Raw genomic sequence first — 21982 nt, forward strand, 5'->3', positions numbered from 1 at the left:
CAATGTCCATTACGAAAGATACGCTGAACAAACACCTGAAAGACCCGGCTATTTTCTGCTGCCGCCGTGATAAAGGTACGGTTATTGGGGCCGCGGATTTAGAAGATCCAACATTGTTTGACGATATGGTAGATGCAGGTCTGCTTACCTTGAGCGAGGATGGGTTGACTATCGAACAGGTTTTGGGGAGTACGCTGCTTACGGATGTAGAAGCGCTGATGCCTATTACCGCCAGCGTTCTTGATAAAGTCAATGACGCCGCGGGTGTGCCCCGTCAGGAGAAAGCAAGGGAAGAAGCCAGCGCAGCAGAAGCAGTGATTGCAAGTTCCGCTTCAGGAGGTAATGGTATGATTCATGTGAAAATTGATAAATTAGAAGGCCTGTCTTTGGATATCCCTGTAGGTACATCGCTGGGTTCAGTTATTCACGGGACGGCTTCCGCGGCACCGGCAGGACAGAAAAAAATTATCCGGACGCTGCTGAAAAAACATATTAAAATTACAGATGTTGAAATCAGTAACAAAACAGCAATTGAAAACGGTAAGATTTTTATTGATGGTGATATCGTGAAAAAAGCTGTTGGGGAAGATGCGTTATGCATCAGCATGGCACTGGACGTTATCTATCCGGATAAACGCCATGTGTATACCGATACGATTATGGATGTATGCCCCATTGCGACGAAAGTAGAGGGGGAGCTTGGTGAGGGTGTAACTAAAGTAGTAGATGGTGTTGTATTCATGCTGACTGGTGTTGACGAAGACGGGGTACAGATTCATGAATTTGGTTCCTCAGAAGGGTATTTGGATGAAAAAATGTACTTCGGTCATCCCGGATGTGCTGATGAAGGCGATATTATTATACGCTGCCACGCCGTCATTAAGCGCCTTACCGGCATGAGCCGCCCTGGTCCCTTTGCAGCCCATACATGTGAAGACTTCATTATTCAGGCTGTTCGCGATGAATTGAAAAAATACGAAGGCACGGTCATTCGTGAAGAGCGGTGCGAAGATCTCCGCCGCAAGGGAAATCCCCGTATCGTACTGGTCAAAGAAATTATGGGCCAGGGCGCGATGCATGATAATGTCCTTTGCCCCATCGAACCCTGCGGTGTTGCCGGAGGGCAGAAGAATGTTGATCTTGGCAACGTGCCTATCGTGCTGACACCGAATCAGGTTCGTGACGGCTCTATCCATGCCCTGACGTGTATCGGGCCGGCAACGAAAGAAATGACCCGCCACTATATTCGTGAACCTCTCGTAGAAGGCTTGGCTCAGGATGAAGAACTGGATCTTATCGGAGTTATATTTGTAGGCTCTCCGCAGGTCAACGATGAAAAGCTTTGGGTATCCGAACGTCTCGGTTCATTACTGGAAAGTCTTGACATCGATGGCTGCATTATTACGACAGAGGGCTTTGGCAACAATCATATTGATTTTATTCAGCATATCGGTCAGGCTGGTAAACGGGGTATTCCCGTTGTAGGCGTATCGTTCTGCGCATATCAGGGGCAGCTTGTTGTTGGTAATCCCTATGCAGACGCGATGGTGGAAGAAAATATGGATAAAGGCGGTTTTGAAAATGACGTTGCCGGCTGCTCCTGCGTAACCAAGGAAGTGGCAATCCGGGCCATTCAAATGCTGAAAAATAAAATGGCCGGCGTAGCTGTATTGCCGGCACTTAAAAAGTGGAATAACGACGTTATTAATGAAAATAATGCATTGGTAGGTCTCCCGGATATGGAACTTCTCGATAACGGAACTCTTCACTGATGCCGGATCTCGCATATCAACTCAATCCCGTTCTAATGGGCGGTGTTGTTACACAGTCTGGACAGAATATCGTCAAAATCAATTTGAACGGACGTTTGGGGGTCTTGTATGTCCGCAATTCCATGGTTCAAGGAACGAATATAACTCCGGGAGCTGCTGTACAATTTTATTTTAGTTATATTCAGATCGTCACGGAACCATTAGATTACGACTATTTTCCGCTGGAACATGAATCTGAAGTGAATCCGGTACTTATTGGCGGCGTCATCATAGAAGTGAATGATACGGCCGTGAAAATTGAAATGGGTAACCAGGCAGGAACAGTGGCTGTGCCGCGGAGATGGGTATTTACATCCGTGCCATTGGCCGCCGGCCAGCAGGCGGAGTTTTATGTAAGCCGTATAAAAGTAAAACATATATAGGGATATATTCATTTACAATATAAGGGAGGTTCATTCCATGAAATTAACAACCGTAGAAGGGATGCGTTCGGAAATTTTTGTTCCCGTTACGCCGAAACCAGTATTTACAGAATTAAAAAAGCCCTTGAGTGAGTGCAAGGTGGCATTTATCACTGCCGGAGGTATTCATAAAAAAAATCAGACCCCGTTTAATACGTCCGGAGATTTTTCCTATCGAGTCATTGCGTTTGATACGCCGTCGGCAGAACTGATGGTCACGCATGGCGGCTTTGATAATTCTGATATTAACAAAGATGTAAACGCTATGTTCCCTGTTGATCGCCTGCACGAATTGATTAAGGAAGGCTTTATTGGATCTTTGCCGAAAGAAACCTATACGTTTATGGGCGGCGGTGGGAATGTCGAAAAATTTAAAAATGAAACAGGCCCGGAAATTGCCAGAAAGTTAAAAGAACAAGGCGTGGATATTGTTCTTTGTACCGGCGGCTGCGGTACATGCCATCGTTCTGCCACGATTGTTACACGCTGCTGCGAAGCGGAAGGAATGAGCTGCTGCGTCATCGCTGCGCTGCCGCCCATTGCGCGGCAGCAGGGAGCCCCTCGTATTACGGCTCCGCATGTACCGATTGGTTCTAATGCCGGCGAACCTAATAATATTCCCCAGCAGACCGCAATCCTGAAGGAATCGCTGGAATGGGTGCGGGATTGCCCCAGCTTCAACGGCTTGAAGGTTTTGCCATATGAATACAGACATAATGTCTAAAGGGGCAGGGTACTGATGGATAAAAAAGGGGCACGGATGAAAATGCGTGCCCTTTTTTGCCTGCTGGGAAGGGAGTGGATTGGGAATGGGTTTGGGCCCGAGTGCGAAAATGACAACGCTTCATCACGATCGATACCCGATTACACAGCCGCTGCTGCAGGAAAAGAATATAGAATGCAGCGGCATTATCGTAAACGGTGTATCTGAGAGGTATGCTGATAAAAGATTTTCCGCAGAACGGACGGGCGCGATTGCCGAAGCCATGCGTATTGACGGTGTCATTGTTTCCGGCAGAGCCGGGCGGTTTTCTGGGCGCACGCTGTCTGATGGATATGCAGCATACCCCGGCTGTCATATCGCCGGCCCAGTGTTTGGATGGAGCCATGCACTCTCTTTCATAAGGAAAATCTTGAATAAAGATTGAATTATTGAATAAATCTTGAATAAATTGCGTTGGTTTATATAAAAGCTAGTAAAAAACACACCACATCTTTATGCAAATAGTGCATGAAGATGTGGTGCTTTTGAATTATTTCCTAAGAAAAGATATTATTATTTACTCAAAGATAAAATTTTTTCGATAAGTGGTTTATATAACGTATATTTTTCCGTAAGTTCTGGCTCATCATAGTGGTGATACTGAGGAAGGTCTTTTAAATGACGGAAGAAATTTAAAATAACCGCATTCAGCCGTTTGTTTAGGATTACATAAAAAGAATTAGTGTCACGTTGGATATACTGTGGATTTTTCTTAAAAAAGCTTGTCTTGTAATTGGAATAAAAAGACAGATTGGCTTCCTGAAAAGCGGTCGTATTTGACGACACACTGATCATGCCTACGGAAAGCCGCGGGTTTTTCTGCAATGCGGCCAATACATGGAAGATATGAGCCTTGCGCTCTTGGGGACTCAGCTTATATTCCACTTCAGTCAGGTCAATATAACCGGATTCCAGATACCGCATCAGAGATGATGTCGGCACCATGATGTCCATGCCTGCTTTGTTTAATATCTCCTCCCAGGTGATGCAGAGCCGTTCTACAGAAGGTACTTGTTCCGGCGAGGCCTTTTTTAAAATACTGTCAAACACCTCGTGAGGAAGCAAATACTCGATGCCGTTGGTCAGGAAAAAGAAAAAATCGCCGGCTGTATAAAAAGAAGTGCGATATCCCTGATCTACCATCCAAAGCGATTTTACATTAGTAATGATCTCTGTTCTGCCGGCATTTTCCAAACTGAATTTTTCGTAAATATCCTGCACGGAGGCCGGATCATCAATGTACGTGCACATGGTAAAGCCCCGGGGAGTAAGCAGCGCATATTGAATGACAAAGTTTCCTTTCAAAATAATCAAATCGGCATGTTCCATGTCATGGATGTCGTAAAAAGAAAAATCAAAATTGAGATTTTGATTTAATACGGCATATAAACCGGCCGTATAGTGTGGATTTCTATCTAATTTTTCTATGTCCAGACCGACACGGATTTGGATATGGGAGCAGGACGAATGGATCGCATGCACAGATTTCCAGAAACCAGCATCGTACAAGGCGCAGAATTCCCCATAAATAAGCAGTTCCTGACGACCCGTCAGGGAAGTGAAATGGCTTCACAGCATTCCGGATATAAATTGGGCAGTATTGTGATGACCTGTCATAATACGAACCAGGGATTTACTTTCCAATGACGTGGCCGGCTTTTTTTGCAGCGTTGATCGATAGGCGCTGCCTAAGTACTGACTGATTTCAAAGGCCAGATCAGCTGTATCTGACGGCAGAGCAAAGGCTTTTTTGAATGCGTCCTCTCGCGTCTGACTTTGGATGAGGCGAGAAAAATATACGCCCATTTCACTGTTGATTTGTTCAACGGAACGAGAAGATGGGAGTTTGGTTCCGTTGCTCCATTTACTGATATAGGATACGTCATAGCCTACATGATCAGCCAGATATGTGGATTTTGTTTTTGTAAATCGTATTAATTTTTTTAGTGCAGATGCATATGTTTCGACATTCATAAATAAACCTCACTGCCAATATAATATTCGTGCGAGCTCTGTGTACTTTGTATATTCTAATTATATGTTTAATAAGATAAATAGTCTATATATAAATTTGATATAAAAACGTGATGGCCTCTTTTGGGAAGAACCAGTCAAATTCAAGATATATTCAACCCAAATTCAACCTTTCCTGTTTTTTTCAACCGATGTCCCTTATATACTATATGTAACACAGGACATTCCTCATGAGAATGCTGAAGAGCAGGCTTATCCGATGCAGCATCTGGGTGATACGCTGCAGCTATTGTCCGTGTGCACATTGCAGATGGAAGGAGGTGATAACGTGAAACGAATTGTATTGCCATTGAAACAACATGTCGGAGGACCTTGCAGTCCCCTGGTAGCGGCAGGAGATACTGTCAGACGGGGGCAGCTGATTGCGATACCCAAGGGATTGGGCGCTAATATTCATGCCAGTTATGACGGCACGATTGCAGAAATAACGAGCAGCTATATCGCCATTGATGCCAATGCCCAGCAGGACGCTGCCTCTTATGTAAAAATTCCTGAATGCCGGACAAAGCTGGAAGCCATTGCGGCGGCGGGGATTGTCGGTGCCGGCGGTGCCGGATTCCCGACGGCTGTCAAACTGAAAACGGAAATTCCGAATGGTGCATTTATTGCTAACGCGGCAGAATGCGAACCGCTGCTGGCTCATAATATGAAACAGGTGGAAGAACATGCGCAGCAGCTGGTGCGGGGGATTAAATACTGCATGGAGATCACCAAAGCGCCGCAGGCATATATCGCGATTAAGCCCAAGCATAAAAAAGCGGTCATTGCGTTGGTAAAAGCCCTTCTGAATGAATCGCATATCGATATATTCAGACTCCCTGATATGTATCCTGCCGGAGATGAACGAGTCATTGTCCGGGAAGTCATGGGGATCGAGCTTGAACCGGGACAGCTGCCGGGAACTGTGGGGGCCTGCATCGATAATGTGGAAACGATTAAGCATATTGTGGAAGCGATTGAAGACCGTAAGCCGGTAATTGATAAGGATGTTACCGTATCCGGACGGGTGCGGCAGAAGGAATCTGTATTTGTCAATGTACCCATCGGGACTCCGGCAAAAGAATTATTAGAACGAGCTGGCGGATATATAGAGCCTCATGGCGAGATCGTTGTCGGAGGACCGCAGACAGGTCGTGCCGGCAGCGAAGCTGCACCGGTTACAAAGACGAGCGGCGCTTTTTTGGTTGCTATGCCATTTCCACAGGAAACTCGCAAGGCCGGTATTTTGATTTGTGAATGCGGCGGTTCTGAGGAACGACTTACTCATGTGGCAGAAAGCATGGGAGCCGAGGTTGTTGCCAAGGAAATGTGCAAACGAATGGTTGAAGTAGATGGACGATACAGATGTGGCTTGCCGGGCATATGCCCGGGGCAGGCAGAAAAAGTCATCGCTCTGAAACGAGCGGGGGCACAGGTATTAGTTATCGGAACTTGTTCTGAATGAACGAACACCGTTATGGGTGTAGCTCCTAGGTTAGGAGTTCCGGTTTATCATCATACTGATCATGTACTGCGAGCAGATGGTCACAGGCTGTATCGAAAACTGCCATAAGGACGCAAGAATGAATGTCTATTACGTCAGGAGGAATTGATATGTCGATTACAGCAGAAACGGCGAAAGAACACGCCAAGGACCCAGCAGTATTATGCTGCCGTGCCGAAGCTGGCACTGTATTACAATCCTCAAATCTGGAAGATCCCAATATTTTTCCGGATTTGGAAGACTCTGGTTTATTAACGATTCCCGATAATGTGTTGAAAATCGAACAAGTTATCGGAGCCACACTTAAGACGACAGCGGATTCGCTGGTACCGCTTACGGCAGATATGCTGGACGGTGTAACCGCTGAAGAATCCGCAGCTGTACCCGAAACGGTATCCGCTGCAGCAACTGAAGAGGTACCGGATGCAATGCCGGTTCAGACGTCACCGGCAGTTTCAGGATCCGTTGTTTCTTCAAACGGCATGGTAAAGATACATATTGCCGAGGGAAAAGGCATTGATTTGGAGTTTCCGCTGAGTATCAGCGGTACGGCAATGGCCGCGCCGGCAGCTGTAAGTACCGGCCCGGCAGAAATCGTATCTAAAGCCGCAGAAAATAAGGCAGAAGCCGTGCTTTCGGAAACGAAGGAAGAAAAAGCTGTCAAAGTGCGTGAAATCCATCACGATCATTTGAGAATTGAAAAGGTGGTGCTGGGTGATGAAACAAAAATAGCAGGCACTACGCTGACGATTCGTAAAGACGGAATATGCGAAGAAGCAGCAGATTCACAGGAACTTGTAGAAAAATTGGAATTGGACATCATTACGCCGGAACGGTATGGTGAATACAGCAATACGATCATGGACGTTCAGCCTATTGCCGCCAAAATGGAAGGCGAACTGGGAGAAGGCGTTACCCGTGTATTGGACGGCGTTATTTTCATGGTTACCGGTACGGATCATAATGGTGTGCAAATCGGTGAATTTGGTTCCTGCGAAGGAGAAATGGACCGCAATATTATGTGGGGACGTCCGGGCGCGCCGGATAAGGGAGAGATCTTTATCAAAACAAACGTCACCATACGTGAACATGCAAATATGGAACGTCCAGGCCCCCTGGCAGCGCATCGAGCTTCCGATTATATTTGTGAAGAAATCCGCCAGGCCATTAAAAAGGCTGATGAATCTCTGGTAACAGAAAAAGAAGAAATTGTCCAATCCCGTCATCCCGGCAAGCCGAAGGTCGTGATTGTCAAGGAAATTATGGGGCAGGGCGCTATGCATGATAACCTGATTCTTCCTACGGAACCGGTCGGTACATTAGGCGCCAAACCAAACGTAGACCTTGGCAACCTGCCGGTCATGCTCAATCCTCTGGAATTAGTCGACGGCGGCATCCATGCACTTACCTGCATTGGACCGGCATCGAAGGAGACCTCCCGGCATTATTGGAGAGAACCGCTGGTTCATGAAGCGATGCATGACGAAGAAATCGATTTGGTCGGTATTATGCTCGTAGGCTCACCACAGGCCAACACCGATAAATTCTATGTTTCCGGCCGTGTGGGACAAACCATAGAATGTATGGGCGTAGACGGCGCCATCGTTACGACGGAAGGCTTTGGCAACAATCATGTAGACTTTGCTTCTCACATTGAACAGATCGGCAAGCGAGGCGTAAAAGTCGTTGGCGCTTCCTATTGCGCTGTTCAGGGAGCATTGGTTGTCGGTAATCAGTATATGGGTGCTATGTGCGATAATAACAAATCGAAGCAGGGCATTGAAAATGAGATTTTTGGCAATAACACGTTGTGCCGTGAGGATGCAGTTCGTCAGCTGGCGATGCTGAAAACTCTATTGGGAGGCGGCACGATCAAACCGGCCGAACGGAAATGGAACCCCAATGTCAAGCTGAACAATATCGAAATTATCGAAAAGAAGCTGGACAGAAAAATTCCGCTGGCCGACAATGAACAAGCCTTGCCGAAGAGCAGGAAACGTCTCGAAAAATATGAGCCGGAAGAGTAAAACGCTGCATGGAGATGATATGCATGGATAATGAACACGAACTAAAATATACCTCCAGTGAGTGCATGTATGAAGGTATTATCGTCGAAGTACATGATGGCAGCGTCGCGATTGATCTGAAAGGCCGTCTGGGACAGCTGCGGATACCGAAACGAATGATTATTTCCAACTATGATTTGGAAGTCGGTCAGGAAGTCGGGTTTCTCATGTCTTATCCGGAGGTCTTTGATAAAGAACCGGCGGCTCATTATGTCCGGGCGATTCGTGAGCAAAAGCGCATCATAGAAGAACGAAAACATTCTGAAGCCTGATAGAGAGAGGAGATACAGCCTTATGAGCTTAACAATATTTGAAGGCCTGCAATCTGAGGTTTATGTGCCGATTACACCTAAATCCATTTTCACGCCGGTTACCAAACCGTTAAAAGAAATGAGAATTGCCCTGGCGTCAGCCTGCGGTGCTCATTTAAAATCTGATAAACGCTTCAATCTTGCCGGGGATACATCCTTTCGTGTTATACCCGATGGTACCCCTGCTTCTGACCTGATGGTGTCTCACGGCGGCTACGACAATACCGATGCCAACCGTGACATCAACAGTATGTTCCCGCTGGATCGTCTCCATGACTTGGTCAAAGAAGGATTTATCAAAGAAACGGCGCCCTTCCACTATGGATTTATGGGCGGCGGCGGTGATCAGGAAGTATTTCACGACAAGACCGGTCCGGAAATCGCGCAGCGGCTGAAGGAAGAAGCAGTTGACGGCGTTATCCTGACCGCCGGGTGAGGCACTTGCCACAGAACTGCCGTGATCGTGCAGAGAGCTATTGAAGAAATTGGTATACCGACTATTATTATCGCAGCATTACCGCCCGTTGTACGTCAAAACGGAACCCCCCGTGCTGTTGCGCCGCGTGTTCCTATGGGTGCGAATGCCGGTGAACCGCACAATATCCCCATGCAGCTGGGTATCGTCCGTGATACGCTGCAGCAGCTGGAAGATATTCAGACACCGGGGAAAATCGTGCCACTGCCGTACGAATATATTGCCCACATTTAATTTAAGTGAGTGTAATTGACTGAAAAGCAGGTGGAAAGATGCGAGGCGAGCCATTAAAGATCAGAGTTTTTCACATGAAGGAAGTTACTGTGGGAAACTACTTCTATCTGGAAGCAGACCGTTTGATCATACCCGATCATGTGGCATGCCAGAACCCCGATATCGAACAGCTGACGATTCAGGTATTGCCGCCACACCATCATGACGTCCGGACCAATACGATTATGGATATTATTCCCCTATCGGCAAAGGTGCTGGGCCTCATGGGGACCGGGATTACGCATACCCTGACCGGGGTGTGCGTGGTCCTGTGCGGCGCAATCCGGGATGGTGAGCAGATGCACGAATTCGGTTCGACGGAAGGGATACTGCATGAAAACATGAAATGGAACTGTGCCGGTACGCCTAAAAAGGAAGACTATATCATCCTGATAGACATGCTGGCTAAAAAAGACTGCATTCTGACGAGAAAGCTTTGTCTGGAGATGTTTGCCCTGGCAGATCGATTTATACAAGGTATCCGTGAACTATTGAAAATCATGGATGGCAGAGATGCAGTGGAAACCCATGTATATGAAGAAAAATCACATCCGGGAAAACCCCGAGTAGCGATTGTAAAACAAGTAGCCGGACAAGGTGCCATGTATGATACCCTGGTATTTCCGCAGGAGCCCGGAGGGTTTGCCGGCGGCATATCCATCATCGATATGAATAACATGCCCGTTTTGCTGACTGCGAACGAATTTCGCGACGGTGCGCTGCGGGCTATGGTATAATATAGAAAAGAGGTGTGCATATGGGAATCGGTCCCTCTACAAAAGAAACGACGAAGCATTATTTTGAAGATCCCATGGTCAAGGCATTTGCGGATGATCCGGATATTGATTTTTGCGGTATTATTATCGTAGGTACGCCGCAGGATAATCGGATGAAGCATTTGGTTGGGCAGCGTACTGCCGTGTGGCTGGAAGGGATGAATTGCAGCGGTGCGGTTATATCCGCTGACGGTTGGGGTAATTCTGATGTTGATTTTATGAATACAATGGAACAGATCGGTCGCAGGGATATAAGTGTTATAGGTCTCAAATTTATTGGCCGGCAGGCAAAATTTGTCGTTGAAAACGAATACACCCGACAGGTTTTAGATATTAATAAGTCTGCTGCAGGCATTGAAACAGAAGTAATCGGTGAGAATGCCGTTGCGGCTGTCGATGCTGTAAAAGCCCTTGCTGCTATTAAGTTAGTTATGCGCAAAGATCATCAACGTACATAACTGGAGGCGAGGCACCGTGATCGTTACAATGTTACTAGGCCTGTTGGCTATACTATTCCTTTACTTTTTATTTTATTTTGTTCGTGATTTAATTGCCCATCGCCATGATTTGGGATATGGCAGCTGGCCTGTCAATTTAGGTATTGGCTTTATCGTCGATTTTTTTGATGTGTTTGGCATAGGCAGCTTCGCTACTTCGACAATGCTGCTGAATGTGACAAAACAGCTGAAGCATGACAAGCATCTGCCGGGAATTTTAAACGTGGCGTTTACGATTCCGGTCATGATGGAGGCGTATATTTTCATTAAAAATGTTGAAGTAGAGCCTATCACTTTATTTTCCCTGATTTTTGCGGCCATTATTGGTGCCGCTATCGGCGGCAGGCTTGTGCCGAAGCTGCCGGAACGGAAAGTGCAGACGTACCTGGGACTGGCCCTTTTGGTGACAGCGGTATTGATGATCGGAAAACAGACCGGTTTTATTGATTTTCTTGGCAGCGGCAATACAGCTGTCGGTCTGGAAGGCGGCAAGCTGATCATTGCGATTGTGCTGAATTTTATTTTTGGAGCACTGATGACACTGGGGTGCGGTCTCTATGCACCGTGCATGGTCATGGTATTTATGTTGGGCATGAACCCCATCGTAGCGTTTCCCGTCATGATGGGATCAGCGGCGGCATTGATGCCGGTAGCTGCCAAGGAATTCATTATGGCAGGCGATTATGCCCGTAAGATCAGCCTGGCGTTTACGATTTCTGGTATCGCAGGGGTATTAGTGGCCGCTAATTTGATCGTTAATATGGATTTGAAATTATTGACATGGGTCATTATTGTTGTCGTTATTTATACGGGTATTACCTATATCCGTAAAGGGCTTAAAAACAAGGGCGATATACCGAAAGCGGGTCAGGAAGCATAATATTACGAATAAATACAGAAATAGGATAGAGTCGCAGCTGGCAATAAACACTACATGTGAAAATCCTGCTGCGGCTCCTTTGTATATGTATGAAAAGGGGAGATTTTTTGTATGTCTAACATTGTAATAGCCACAGCCGGGCATGTAGATCACGGCAAGACGACCCTGGTCAAGGCCCTGACAAACATTGAAACAGATACAACCAAGGAAGAAAAGAAAAGAGGCTTATCCATCAATCTGGGATTTGCTTATCTGGATTTGCCGAATGGGCAGCGCGTCGGCATTGTCGACGTGCCGGGACATGAAAAATTCATCAAAAATATGGTAGCCGGACTGCCCGGTATTAATTTGGTAATGCTGGTCATTGATGCCGGAGAAGGTGTGATGCCGCAGACGCGGGAGCATATGGATATCCTTACCCTTCTTGGTATCCGCAATTTTTTGATCGTACTGACCAAGGTAGATATGGTAGATGAAGAAATAAAGGAACTGGCGATCGAAGATATTCGGGACCAATTGGCAGATACGCCGCTGCAGGATGCGGAAATCATAGAAACGGATGCTATCAGCGGCCGCGGCATGGCAAATCTGGTGAAAAAGCTGGAGGAATGGACGGAACGCATACCAGATGTGCCTGAAACCGGCGCGGCTCGCTTGAATGTGGACCGTGTTTTCAGTGTAAGAGGCTTTGGCACGGTCGTGACAGGTACACTGCTGGACGGGTCTATTTCTATTGATGATGAGCTTACGGTATATCCTGGCGGCAAAAAAGTACGCGTCCGTAATATACAGATACACAATCAAAACGTAAAAACTGCCTCGGCGCGGCATCGTACAGCACTGAATCTGACCAATATTACGAAAGAAGAAATACAGCGCGGCACGGTCCTTTCAGCGTCGGCAGGACTGCAGCCGACATGGATGATTGACGTAAAGGCAGTCTGCTTAAAAAATGCGGTCAAATCTATCGGGCTTTGGGATCGGGTACGGCTTTTAGTAGGAACGCGGGAAATCATGGCCCGTACCGTTCCGCTGGGCATAGATCGGATCGTACCGGGGGCCGAAGGGTTTGTACAGCTGCGGCTGGAAGAACAGGTTGTCGTTAAAGCCGGCGATCATTTTATCCTGCGTACGTATTCGCCCATTTATACCATTGCCGGCGGGGAAGTCCTGGAAGAAGCACCCAAAAAACACCGCCGGTTTAAAAGCAGCGTCCTGCAAAGCCTGAAAACCAAGGAAGAAGGAAATCTGGATCATATTCTCGAAGACTTTTTAGTCAATACAGACCAATCCTTTGTTACGCTGGACGATCTGGCCGCCTATACGCGTGCGGCACCAGACATACTGCAGGAGTCGATGCAGATCCTGCAGAAGGAAAAAGCCGTTCTGCAGACCCCGTTAGGATATATGCATGCCCAGACATACAAGAGGCTGCGCGGCCAGGCAGTTCAGGTATTGCTGGCGTATCACCAGAAATTTCCGCTGCGGCCGGGAATTGCCGTTGAAGAATTCCGCTCCCGCCTGCGCAAAACGCTGACGGAAAAAGAGTGCAATACGCTTCTTAAACAAATGCTGACGGATCAGTATTGTAAAAATACAGGCGGCCGGATTGCGGCAGCCCGTTTTGAAATCACGTTTACCGCGCATCAAAAAGACGTGCGGAAAAAGATAGAGGATATAGTGCGTCAGTCAGGAAGCACGCCGGTAAAAAAAGACGAATTGCTACAGCTGGATCGGGAAGCCGAAGAGGTGTTGCTGGCAATAACGGGACAGTCTCTGGCAGCGTTGACCTTTGAATATGTTATTGCAGCAGAGCAGTACGAGCAGGCTGTGCAGCAGGTTCGGGATTTTTTCCGGGATCATGATACAATGACCCTGGCTGATTTTCGGGATATGACGGTATCCAGCCGAAAATCATCGATGCTGCTGCTGGAATATATGGATCAGCAAGGAATTACCCGGCGGGTTGAGAACTACCGGATATTGAATCCGTTATAAATAGTACAGACGGCAGCATTATATACAGCTGCCATTTTTGCCAATCCTATCGTGTTTTGGAATTCTTGGAATTTTTTTGTACCATTTCATTCATTCGTTTCACGTGGTATTCCATATACCGTATTCGTATAATAAAAACATAGATAATACATAAATGACGTGAAATAGGAGATGGAAGCAGAATGAAACAAGTGAAAATAATTACAGCACAAGAAGCAGCACTGCTCGTAAAGGACAATGATGTCGTTACGACCAACGGGTTTGTAGGCTCCGGTCAGCCGGAAGCTTTGACCAGTGCCTTGGAAGCACGTTTTCTCGAAACCGGCGCACCTAAGGATCTGACTTTGATTTATGCGGCGTCACAGGGGAATACGGATGGCCGCGGCGGCGATCACTTTGCTCATGAAGGCATGCTGAAAAAAGCAATTCTTGGCCATTGGAATGCGGTTACGGCGTTGCAGAAGCTGGTCAATGAAAATAAAATTCAGGCGTATAACCTTCCGCAGGGCACGCTGGCTCAATATTTCCGTGATGTAGCGGCACACCGTCTCGGCACGATTACGCATGTCGGTTTGGAAACCTTCGCGGATCCCCGGATAACAGGCGGCAAGCTGAATGCTGTCACAAAAGATGATTTCGTCAAAGTAATTGAGATCGAAGGCCATGAACAGCTGTTCTATCCGCGTATGGATATGAATATTGCCTTTATCCGCGGTACCTATGCCGATGAATGGGGCAACGTAGTCATGACGAAGGAAGTTTCTCCATTTGACGCAACGCCGATTGCGCAGGCCGTTCACAACAGCGGCGGCATCGTCGTTATACAGGTCGAAAAAATTGTCAAGGGCGGTACATTGGATCCGAAGCTTGTCAAAGTACCGGGCATATATGTCGATTATATCGTACAGTGCGACGACCCGGCCAAGCATCAGCAATCCTTCGATTGTGCATACGATCCCTCTCTGACCGGTGAAGCGACCGTTCCGGTCAAGGCATTGGAACCGGCCTCTCTCAACGCTAAAAAAGTTATTGCCCGCCGTGCGGCATTGCTGCTGCTCAACATGAGCAGTGAAGCGGTCATCAATTTAGGCATCGGTATTCCGGAACTCGTGTCCTCCGTTGCCAATGAAGAAGGCATCGGTGATACCCTTACGATGACTGTAGAAGCCGGTGCGATCGGGGGGATTCCCTTGGGCGGCGTGCAGTTCGGTGCCAGTGTTAATGCAGAATGCTATCTCGATCAGGCCGTGCAGTTTGATTTCTATGATGGCGGCGGTTTGGATTTGACCTGCCTTGGTTTGGCGGAATGCGATGCGGACGGGAATATCAACGTATCTAAATTCGGTACGCGGATTGCCGGCTGCGGCGGCTTTGTCAATATTACCCAGAATACGAAAAACGTTGTTTTCTGCGGCACCTTTACAACAGGTAAGCTCAAGGAAGAAATCAAAGACGGTAAACTGCATATTCTGCAGGAAGGCAAAGTCCAGAAATTTGTTCCGACAGTAGATCATATTACGTTCAGCGGTACATATGCCCGTAATCATAATCAGCATGTTCTGTATATTACAGAACGGGCCGTTTTTGAAATGAAGGAAGACGGCGTACATCTGATAGAAATCGCACCGGGCATTGATCTGCAAAAGGATGTCTTGGATCAAATGGGATTCAAGCCGATTGTTGATGATGTCAAACGTATGCCGGCATATTTGTTTGAAGACAAGCCGATGGGCCTAAAGGAAATGAAGAATCAGATCGGCAAATAAACAACATAATAGCAAGGTACTAAAAAATATGGCCGAAACGGATGAGAGCATCTGTTTCGGCCATATTTTTTAGTACTCTTATTCGTTTAATGAAAGAGTACGCTCAATCAAAGGCTTATATACCTCATATTTATTTGTCAGTTCTTCACATGTATATTGCTGATAAGAAGGCAGCTCCTTCATGTTCTGGAAAAAGTTTAAAATAAGAGAATGAAGGCGGTCATTTACGATCAAATAAAATGTATCCGCATTATTATGAACCCGCTGTTTGTTCTTTTTCAGGAAGCCTGTTTTGTAATTGGAATAAAAGGATAAATTCTTTCCTTTATATATATCATCACCTAGGGCGGGCAATAAGGTTGCCATCGTAATATGATCGTTGTTGGACATGGCCTGCAGTACGCTTTTGATATGCTCCCGACGCTCCTGCGCGCTCAGGTTGTATTCTACGTCTGTTAAGTAAATATAGCCGTCCTCAAGATACCGCATGAGAGACGTTGCCGGTATAATAAAATCAATCTTTGAGACATCGAGAATTTCCTCCCACGTTACGCAAAGACGCTGCACGGCAAAGGCCTGCTCGGGAGATACCTTTTGAATAATGCTGTCAAAAACCTCATGGGGCAGTAAAAATTCAAAACCGTTTGTAAGGAAAAAAAAGAAACGATTGGTGGCATAAAATGCTGTACGATAGCCGAGATCATCCATTCCCAGGGAGCTCACCGTGAAATTGAGAGCCTTTTTTTCTGTTCCCGTAAAGCTGAATTTCTCATAAATATCCCACACCATTGATTCATCAAAAATGTAGGTGCACATATTAAAGCGAGGTGGTGTGGACATAGCGTATTGTACAGCAAAAACACCTTTTAAAAGAATGATATTGGAATTTTCAATATCACAAATATCATAAAACACAAAATCAAAATCTAAAAATCGATCTAATGTAGCATAGAGATGTCCGATATACTGCGGATTTTTTTCTAATTTATCCATGTTCAGACCGACGCGAAGCGTCAGATTGGATGCTGTCAAATGAATATCGTCGAAATACTTCCAAAAACCGGCATCGTATAAGGAGCAAAAATCACCGAGAATGAGCAGTTCACCGTCGCCATCCAGATTTTGCAGACTTTTCTGCAGAATATCAGATAAAAAATCTGCCGTATCATGATGGCCTGTAATGACTTGAATGGAGGGCTGGTTTTCTTTTCCTTTGGATGAATGGTCCTGATGTAACGTAGATCTATATGCGGCACAGAGGTATTGACTGATCTCAAAGCCCAGATCCTCGGCAGTTTCTGAAATGGGGAATGTTTTGAAAAATTTTTCTTTCTTGCCTTGTTTTGCAATAAGTTCTGCAAAATAATGGCCCATTTCCTCGTTGATCCGTTCGACATAACGCGAAGATGGCAGCTTTGTTCCGTTGCTCCACTTGTTAACGTAGGAAACATCATATCCAACGACGTCTGCCAGGGAAATAAACTTTGCCTGCGTAAAGGTGATCAGCCGTTTTAAGGTAGATGCATAACCATCTGAAATCACATGATAACCCTCCCTTGTTCAATTCAATTTACAAATACGCACATTTTGACATATTTATCATATCACAAGGTCAAAAAAATCTCAATGAATAGTCAAAAAAATCCATGGACTAAATTGATGCTAAAAAATGCCAATCTTTCCTGTTTCGTTCCCGTAAGGCAATATGTATACTGAAGGTACAAAGTTGGTTGAATAAAAATCAACTTAAAGATTCGTTTAATTTAAGGAGGCTTTATGAATGGCTTACAAAAACATTGAATTTACAAAAGAAGACAGTATTGGTATCCTGACGATTAACCGTCCGAAGGCGTTGAACGCATTGAATACGGAAACGGTTACAGAACTGAACGATTGCGTCGGAAAAATCGAAAATGATCCCGAAGTAAAAGTTCTTATTATCACAGGCAGCGGTAAAAAATCGTTTGTGGCAGGTGCCGATATTGTTGAAATGTCTACAAAGAACCCGATCGAAGGCCGTCATTTCGGTAAGATCTCGCAGGATACGTTTACACGTATTGAAAACCTGCCGCAGCCGGTTATTGCGGCAGTCAACGGATTTGCTCTCGGCGGCGGCTGCGAATTGGCATGCGCCTGCGACTTCCGTTATGCTTCGGAAAATGCTAAATTCGGTCAACCCGAAGTGGGTCTCGGTATTACTCCGGGATTTGGCGGTACACAGCGCCTTCCCCGTGTCGTAGGCCGCGGCTATGGCAAAGAACTTATCTACAGAGCTAACATGATCAATGCGCAGGAAGCACATCGCATCGGATTAGTTAATACGGTTGTTCCTCAGGAAGAACTGATGGATACCTGCCTGAAAGTAGCGAAGGAAATTGCATCCAACGCTAAAATTGCTGTGCAGCTTGCTAAAACAGCTATCAATCGCGGTATCAACTGCGATGTTATCACGGGCATTGCGTATGAAGATGAAGTATTTGGCCTTTGCTTCTCCACGGACGATCAAAAAGAAGGCATGGCCGCTTTTGTTGAAAAACGTGAAAAACATTTCACGGATAAATAATATAATCTAAAACAGATGTAGGAGGATTTTTTCATGGATTTTGCAATAAGAGATATTGATAAGGATATCGTAAAATTAGCTGCTGATTTTGCAGCAAAACGTCTGGCACCGACAGTACAGGAACGGGACGAAAAGGAAATTTTCGACCGCAGTATTGTCAATGAAATGGGCGAACTCGGCTTGCTGGGTATCCCTTACGAAGAAGACTATGATGGTGTTGGCGCCGATTTCCTCAGCATGGCAATGGCTTGTGAAGAAATCTCCAAAACAGATCCGTCTATCGGACTCAGCTTTGAAGTACATACCATGCTTTGCTCCTGGCCGATCTGGAAGTTCGGTACAGAAGAACAAAAACAGAAATTCCTCAAACCGCTTGCCAGCGGCGTAAAACTTGGTGCCTTCGGCCTGACCGAACCAAACGCAGGGACAGATGCGCTGAACGGCAGCACGACAGCAGTCAAAGACGGCGACCATTATGTATTGAACGGCTCTAAAATTTTCAATACCAACGGCGGCGAAGCTGAAATCACGGTTGTATTTGCCAGCACTGATAAATCTAAAGGTGCCAAGGGCATGAGTGCATTTATCGTAGAAAAAGGCACCCCAGGCTTTACATACGGCAAAAAAGAAGTGAAAATGGGTATCCGTGCATCTGTGCAGCGTGAACTCGTATTTCAGGACGTCAAAGTACCGGCAGCGAACCTCCTCGGCAAAGAAGGCGAAGGCTTTAAAATCGCTATGATGACCTTGGACGGCGGCCGTGTCGGCGTCGGCGCACAGGCTTTGGGTATTGCAGAAGGCGCATATGAACATGCACTGAAATATGCCAAGGAACGTGTACAGTTCGGCAAACCGATCGCAAAGTTCCAGGCTGTCAGCTTTATTCTTGCAGATATGAAAGCCAAGATAGAAGCCGCACGGTACCTCGTATACAAGGCAGCGTACAGCATGAATCAGGGCGTTTCTTACAGTTTGGATGCTGCTATTGCCAAGAAAATCGCATCTGACGTAGCTATGCAGGTCACCACGGATGCGGTACAGGTATTCGGCGGCTATGGCTTCACTCGTGAATATCCGGTAGAACGCTACATGCGCGATGCTAAGATCACCCAGATTTATGAAGGTACGAGCCAGGTACAGCAGATGGTCATTTCCGGCGCTATCCTGAGATAATCCTGAGAGAAACCTCCTTTTTTGAAAGATGTATAAAATAGTAGTTGAAAATAGTATAGACAAATAGAAATAGTATAAAACCGCTTACACATTACACAATAAAATGCAATGCTTACACCTTGATACCGCAGCAGAAATGCTGCGGTATTTTGTCTTTACTATAATGCTTCTGTGACAGGAGACGCCATGGGACGCGTCACCGTATCTATCTGCGGGGCAGAGCCTCGCCATACACTAATCTTCATTGACGGACAGCCCGTCATGGGGGACTTTGCCAAATACAGCGGTGACGGTGACGAGCTGCAGCGGCTGGGCACGGAAAATGTAGATCATATTGAAATCACCCAGGGAGTAGCGTCATCAACGTCATTACAAAGAAAGCCGCAAAGACGGCAGTCTTCCAGGTGAACGTCGAAGGCCGGAGAGTCAAGCAGGACGGCGATATCTTCCCCTAGTCTATGGTGATTTCAGTCAGAGTACAGGGATTGCCGATTCGGCCTATACCCCTGCGACGCGGCAGTGGTTCTTGCGGAATCCCACTAAAAAAGAATGGTTGGGTGATGAAAAAGTATCGGGATATGAAGGATTAAGAAATAAATTAAAAACAGCCAAAACGGAGGAAGCACAGCGGAAAATACTGATGGAATACATCGAGGTAGTCAAAGCTAATGTAATTAAGGAATAGGGGCAGGGTGCTTGGGATACCCTCATAAATAAAAAGTATGGCACTAGCTACAATGAATATGCCTGGCAACAAATAACGGTTACAGAGAAGGCTGCCGGAAAGGTGTTGGATACCTATATTTCGATGAAAACGGGGATGAGCTCTTTCCTTGAGAATACGATTGCAAATTATATTGATCTAGAATTGCGGCGAAAAAATTTTGAAAAATAGTGGAAATGGGGAGAACAATACATACACACAGGTGGGATAGAAAAATCGTCTGCGCAGTTGATTTTCACTGATGGAGCGAAGATCGACTGTGAAATAGCCAGCACATGCATTGGTTATGGGACGTATACGGGCAATCAAAAATTTGAAAACATTAACGGCAATTTTAGCCCTAGGCCTTCTTATGATAACGCACTTTCTATAGATGAGGTCAAACCAGGGAATTTACACTTGGGGTTGACGCGAGATGAAGCCAAAGAGTTGGCGTATAAAGCGCTTACGGATTTGTCTGTGAAAAACATGAGTGACGATAAATTGGGCATTGAAACTATGCAATCCGGTCTTTTAGCGATATTAGATTTCTACTGGAAACCAGAAAAAGACAGCTCTCTGCCTCTTACGTTCCTCACGGGCGCTAAAGTGCTCGCCCTCGGTAGCGTCCTCGTCCAAGATCAGATCCCGCCCATCGATAAAACTGTTTTCGCCCAGGCCAAGCACCAATTCGGCGACGACACCCAGTCCACTGCCTATGCCAACGGTGATCACAACGACACGGCCTCCTTCGATCAGTTGGCCAACGTCATCGGTCTCGGCGCGACGTGGCGCATCGGCGACAACGTCCGCCTGTCCTACGACTGGGGACAGAACCGCACGGATTTCGGCCGTTTTATGAACGGCAATACGATTTATAAACACGAAACGGGCACGTCAGACTTTGACATCGCCGGCCGGTCCAACGGCGGCACGCCCCGGTTCTGGGTAGCTCGCGTCGACATCGGCAAAGCGGACACGGACAAACCGGGCAGCTGGAATGCTTTTGCCGACTATAAATACTTCCAGCATAGCGCCTTCTTTGGCGGCAACGGCACGGAAGGTGTGACGGATCGGTATATGGACGGCATCAAGTCCTTCACCATCGGCGGCGGCTATGTCCCGGCCAAAGATTTCTTACTGGAAGCGTTCTATACCTTCGGCGCTAAGGGCATCGGTAAGCGGGATACGCTGTACGGGCCGGAACACTTTACGCTGGGGGATTATACGCGAGTACAGGTTTCCTACAAATTTTAATAAACTGCATACACATAGGTGAGATTCTATTTCTATCAAACATAGCGCTCTTAGTGTGCTATGACGATATATATTAAAAAAGCATAGGCGTATATATTGACATTTAAAGATAAAGATTATATAATAAAATAAACAACAAATAATTATTATTAATTAATATAAAATAGTAGACACTTTAAAGCGAAAAAGGAGGTTTTACCAATGAAAGAGGTTAAATTTTATCAGTTGGAAAATAGCAATATCGTAGCCGTAGTAAGCGGTGATGTTGCAGATCTGCCGGGCGCGAAGCTGCTTGTTCCCGGATCGGTGGATGCGGCGCAGGAAAAGCATGTCCCGGCAGTTGAAAAAGTGGGGAATGTATTGAAGGTACAGATCGGCTCCGTTATTCATCCGATGCTGGAAAATCATTATATTCAGTGGATTGCTGTGGCCACGGACGACACGGTTGAAATCCGGTATTTAAAGCCCGGAGATGTTCCCAAGGCAGAGTTTACGGTCAGCGGTCCGGGGACTGTATATGAATACTGTAATCTGCATGGCCTGTGGAAAACGAGCTTTTAAAATTTTTAGAAAATATAGTATAACAGCCTTGCATATATAACGCGCAGGGCTGTTTATTTATGTTTTCTTAATTTGACATTTGGAGCGATGAATCATATACTTTACCTATCATCTACACAAAGACAACGAAGTCTGCTGGTGTTTCGCTGTTTTTGTGTCTTTTTTATTTT

Annotated in this window: 21 protein-coding genes and 1 pseudogene; 19 read left to right on the forward strand and 3 right to left on the reverse strand. The window is 46.2% G+C overall.

Annotation, left to right across the window (positions count from 1 at the left end; genetic code table 11):
- Nucleotides 1–2: 2 nt before the first annotated feature.
- The 4 genes from prdA (AB840_RS01550) (at nucleotide 3) to AB840_RS15750 (ending at nucleotide 3381) form a co-directional block, all read left to right on the forward strand.
- The gene (prdA, locus tag AB840_RS01550; protein WP_048513067.1) at nucleotides 3–1772 is read left to right on the forward strand and encodes a D-proline reductase (dithiol) proprotein PrdA; all 1770 of its coding nucleotides are present in this window, start codon (nucleotides 3–5) and stop codon (nucleotides 1770–1772) included.
- Nucleotides 1772–2194, forward strand: coding sequence for a CBO2463/CBO2479 domain-containing protein (locus AB840_RS01555; protein WP_048513068.1), 423 nt, complete (start codon nucleotides 1772–1774; stop codon nucleotides 2192–2194). The genes prdA (AB840_RS01550) and AB840_RS01555 overlap by 1 nt, the downstream gene beginning before the upstream one ends.
- A gap of 37 nt (nucleotides 2195–2231) precedes the next feature.
- Complete coding sequence (gene prdB / locus AB840_RS01560) at nucleotides 2232–2957, forward strand: D-proline reductase (dithiol) protein PrdB (protein ID WP_048513069.1); 726 nt, start codon at nucleotides 2232–2234, stop codon at nucleotides 2955–2957.
- 85 nt (nucleotides 2958–3042) lie between these two features.
- Nucleotides 3043–3381 (forward strand): glycine/sarcosine/betaine reductase component B subunit, encoded by a 339-nt coding sequence (locus AB840_RS15750; RefSeq protein WP_053078121.1) that lies wholly within the window; start codon nucleotides 3043–3045, stop codon nucleotides 3379–3381.
- A 128-nt stretch (nucleotides 3382–3509) separates the two neighbouring features.
- Here the strand turns inward: AB840_RS15750 and AB840_RS01570 are convergent, their stop codons facing one another.
- Entirely contained in the window at nucleotides 3510–4505 is a 996-nt protein-coding gene (locus AB840_RS01570; protein ID WP_234984861.1) for a hypothetical protein, read from the reverse strand.
- A gap of 60 nt (nucleotides 4506–4565) precedes the next feature.
- Nucleotides 4566–4970, reverse strand: coding sequence for a helix-turn-helix domain-containing protein (locus tag AB840_RS17695; RefSeq protein ID WP_234984862.1), 405 nt, complete (start codon nucleotides 4968–4970; stop codon nucleotides 4566–4568).
- 310 nt (nucleotides 4971–5280) lie between these two features.
- Between AB840_RS17695 and prdC the strand changes: the two genes are divergently transcribed.
- From prdC to AB840_RS01620, 9 genes are all read left to right on the forward strand, one after another.
- Entirely contained in the window at nucleotides 5281–6582 is a 1302-nt protein-coding gene (prdC, locus tag AB840_RS01575; RefSeq protein ID WP_327077804.1) for a proline reductase-associated electron transfer protein PrdC, read from the forward strand.
- A gap of 41 nt (nucleotides 6583–6623) precedes the next feature.
- Nucleotides 6624–8540 (forward strand): D-proline reductase (dithiol) proprotein PrdA, encoded by a 1917-nt coding sequence (prdA, locus tag AB840_RS01580; RefSeq protein ID WP_048513070.1) that lies wholly within the window; start codon nucleotides 6624–6626, stop codon nucleotides 8538–8540.
- Nucleotides 8541–8563: 23 nt separating this feature from the next.
- On the forward strand, nucleotides 8564–8851 hold the full coding sequence (locus AB840_RS01585; protein ID WP_048513071.1) for a CBO2463/CBO2479 domain-containing protein: 288 nt from the start codon (nucleotides 8564–8566) through the stop codon (nucleotides 8849–8851).
- A gap of 22 nt (nucleotides 8852–8873) precedes the next feature.
- Nucleotides 8874–9599, forward strand: coding sequence for a D-proline reductase (dithiol) protein PrdB (gene prdB / locus AB840_RS18050; protein WP_078791694.1), 726 nt, complete (start codon nucleotides 8874–8876; stop codon nucleotides 9597–9599).
- 38 nt (nucleotides 9600–9637) lie between these two features.
- Nucleotides 9638–10375 (forward strand): proline reductase cluster protein PrdD, encoded by a 738-nt coding sequence (gene prdD / locus AB840_RS01600; protein WP_048513074.1) that lies wholly within the window; start codon nucleotides 9638–9640, stop codon nucleotides 10373–10375.
- Between the two features lie 20 nt (nucleotides 10376–10395).
- The gene (locus tag AB840_RS01605; protein WP_048513075.1) at nucleotides 10396–10872 is read left to right on the forward strand and encodes a glycine/sarcosine/betaine reductase component B subunit; all 477 of its coding nucleotides are present in this window, start codon (nucleotides 10396–10398) and stop codon (nucleotides 10870–10872) included.
- Between the two features lie 16 nt (nucleotides 10873–10888).
- Nucleotides 10889–11791, forward strand: coding sequence for a permease (locus AB840_RS01610; protein WP_200809915.1), 903 nt, complete (start codon nucleotides 10889–10891; stop codon nucleotides 11789–11791).
- 111 nt (nucleotides 11792–11902) lie between these two features.
- Entirely contained in the window at nucleotides 11903–13789 is a 1887-nt protein-coding gene (gene selB / locus AB840_RS01615) for a selenocysteine-specific translation elongation factor (protein WP_048513076.1), read from the forward strand.
- Between the two features lie 182 nt (nucleotides 13790–13971).
- Entirely contained in the window at nucleotides 13972–15555 is a 1584-nt protein-coding gene (locus AB840_RS01620) for an acyl CoA:acetate/3-ketoacid CoA transferase (RefSeq protein ID WP_048513077.1), read from the forward strand.
- A 78-nt stretch (nucleotides 15556–15633) separates the two neighbouring features.
- Here the strand turns inward: AB840_RS01620 and AB840_RS01625 are convergent, their stop codons facing one another.
- Nucleotides 15634–17097 carry a hypothetical protein gene (locus AB840_RS01625; RefSeq protein WP_048513078.1) on the reverse strand — a complete coding sequence of 488 codons (1464 nt, stop codon included), beginning with the start codon at nucleotides 17095–17097 and terminating at the stop codon, nucleotides 15634–15636.
- Between the two features lie 238 nt (nucleotides 17098–17335).
- On the opposite strand from AB840_RS01625, the gene AB840_RS01630 reads away from it, so the two are divergent.
- From AB840_RS01630 to AB840_RS01650, 6 genes and pseudogenes are all read left to right on the forward strand, one after another.
- A complete protein-coding gene (locus AB840_RS01630; protein WP_048513079.1) occupies nucleotides 17336–18118 on the forward strand; it encodes a short-chain-enoyl-CoA hydratase in 783 nt (260 codons plus the stop codon).
- A gap of 33 nt (nucleotides 18119–18151) precedes the next feature.
- Nucleotides 18152–19291 carry an acyl-CoA dehydrogenase gene (locus tag AB840_RS01635; protein ID WP_048513080.1) on the forward strand — a complete coding sequence of 380 codons (1140 nt, stop codon included), beginning with the start codon at nucleotides 18152–18154 and terminating at the stop codon, nucleotides 19289–19291.
- Between the two features lie 186 nt (nucleotides 19292–19477).
- Nucleotides 19478–19743: pseudogene (locus tag AB840_RS01640) on the forward strand (TonB-dependent receptor); the annotation flags it as partial.
- A gap of 74 nt (nucleotides 19744–19817) precedes the next feature.
- Entirely contained in the window at nucleotides 19818–19976 is a 159-nt protein-coding gene (locus AB840_RS17025) for a hypothetical protein (RefSeq protein ID WP_159445792.1), read from the forward strand.
- 438 nt (nucleotides 19977–20414) lie between these two features.
- Nucleotides 20415–21251, forward strand: a complete 837-nt coding sequence (locus AB840_RS18130) for a hypothetical protein (protein ID WP_152669407.1) — start codon at nucleotides 20415–20417, stop codon at nucleotides 21249–21251.
- 201 nt (nucleotides 21252–21452) lie between these two features.
- A complete protein-coding gene (locus AB840_RS01650; RefSeq protein ID WP_048513082.1) occupies nucleotides 21453–21812 on the forward strand; it encodes a desulfoferrodoxin family protein in 360 nt (119 codons plus the stop codon).
- Nucleotides 21813–21982 lie beyond the last annotated feature (170 nt).

This window comes from Megasphaera cerevisiae DSM 20462 (assembly GCF_001045675.1).
Taxonomy (GTDB): Bacteria; Bacillota; Negativicutes; order Veillonellales; family Megasphaeraceae; genus Megasphaera; species Megasphaera cerevisiae.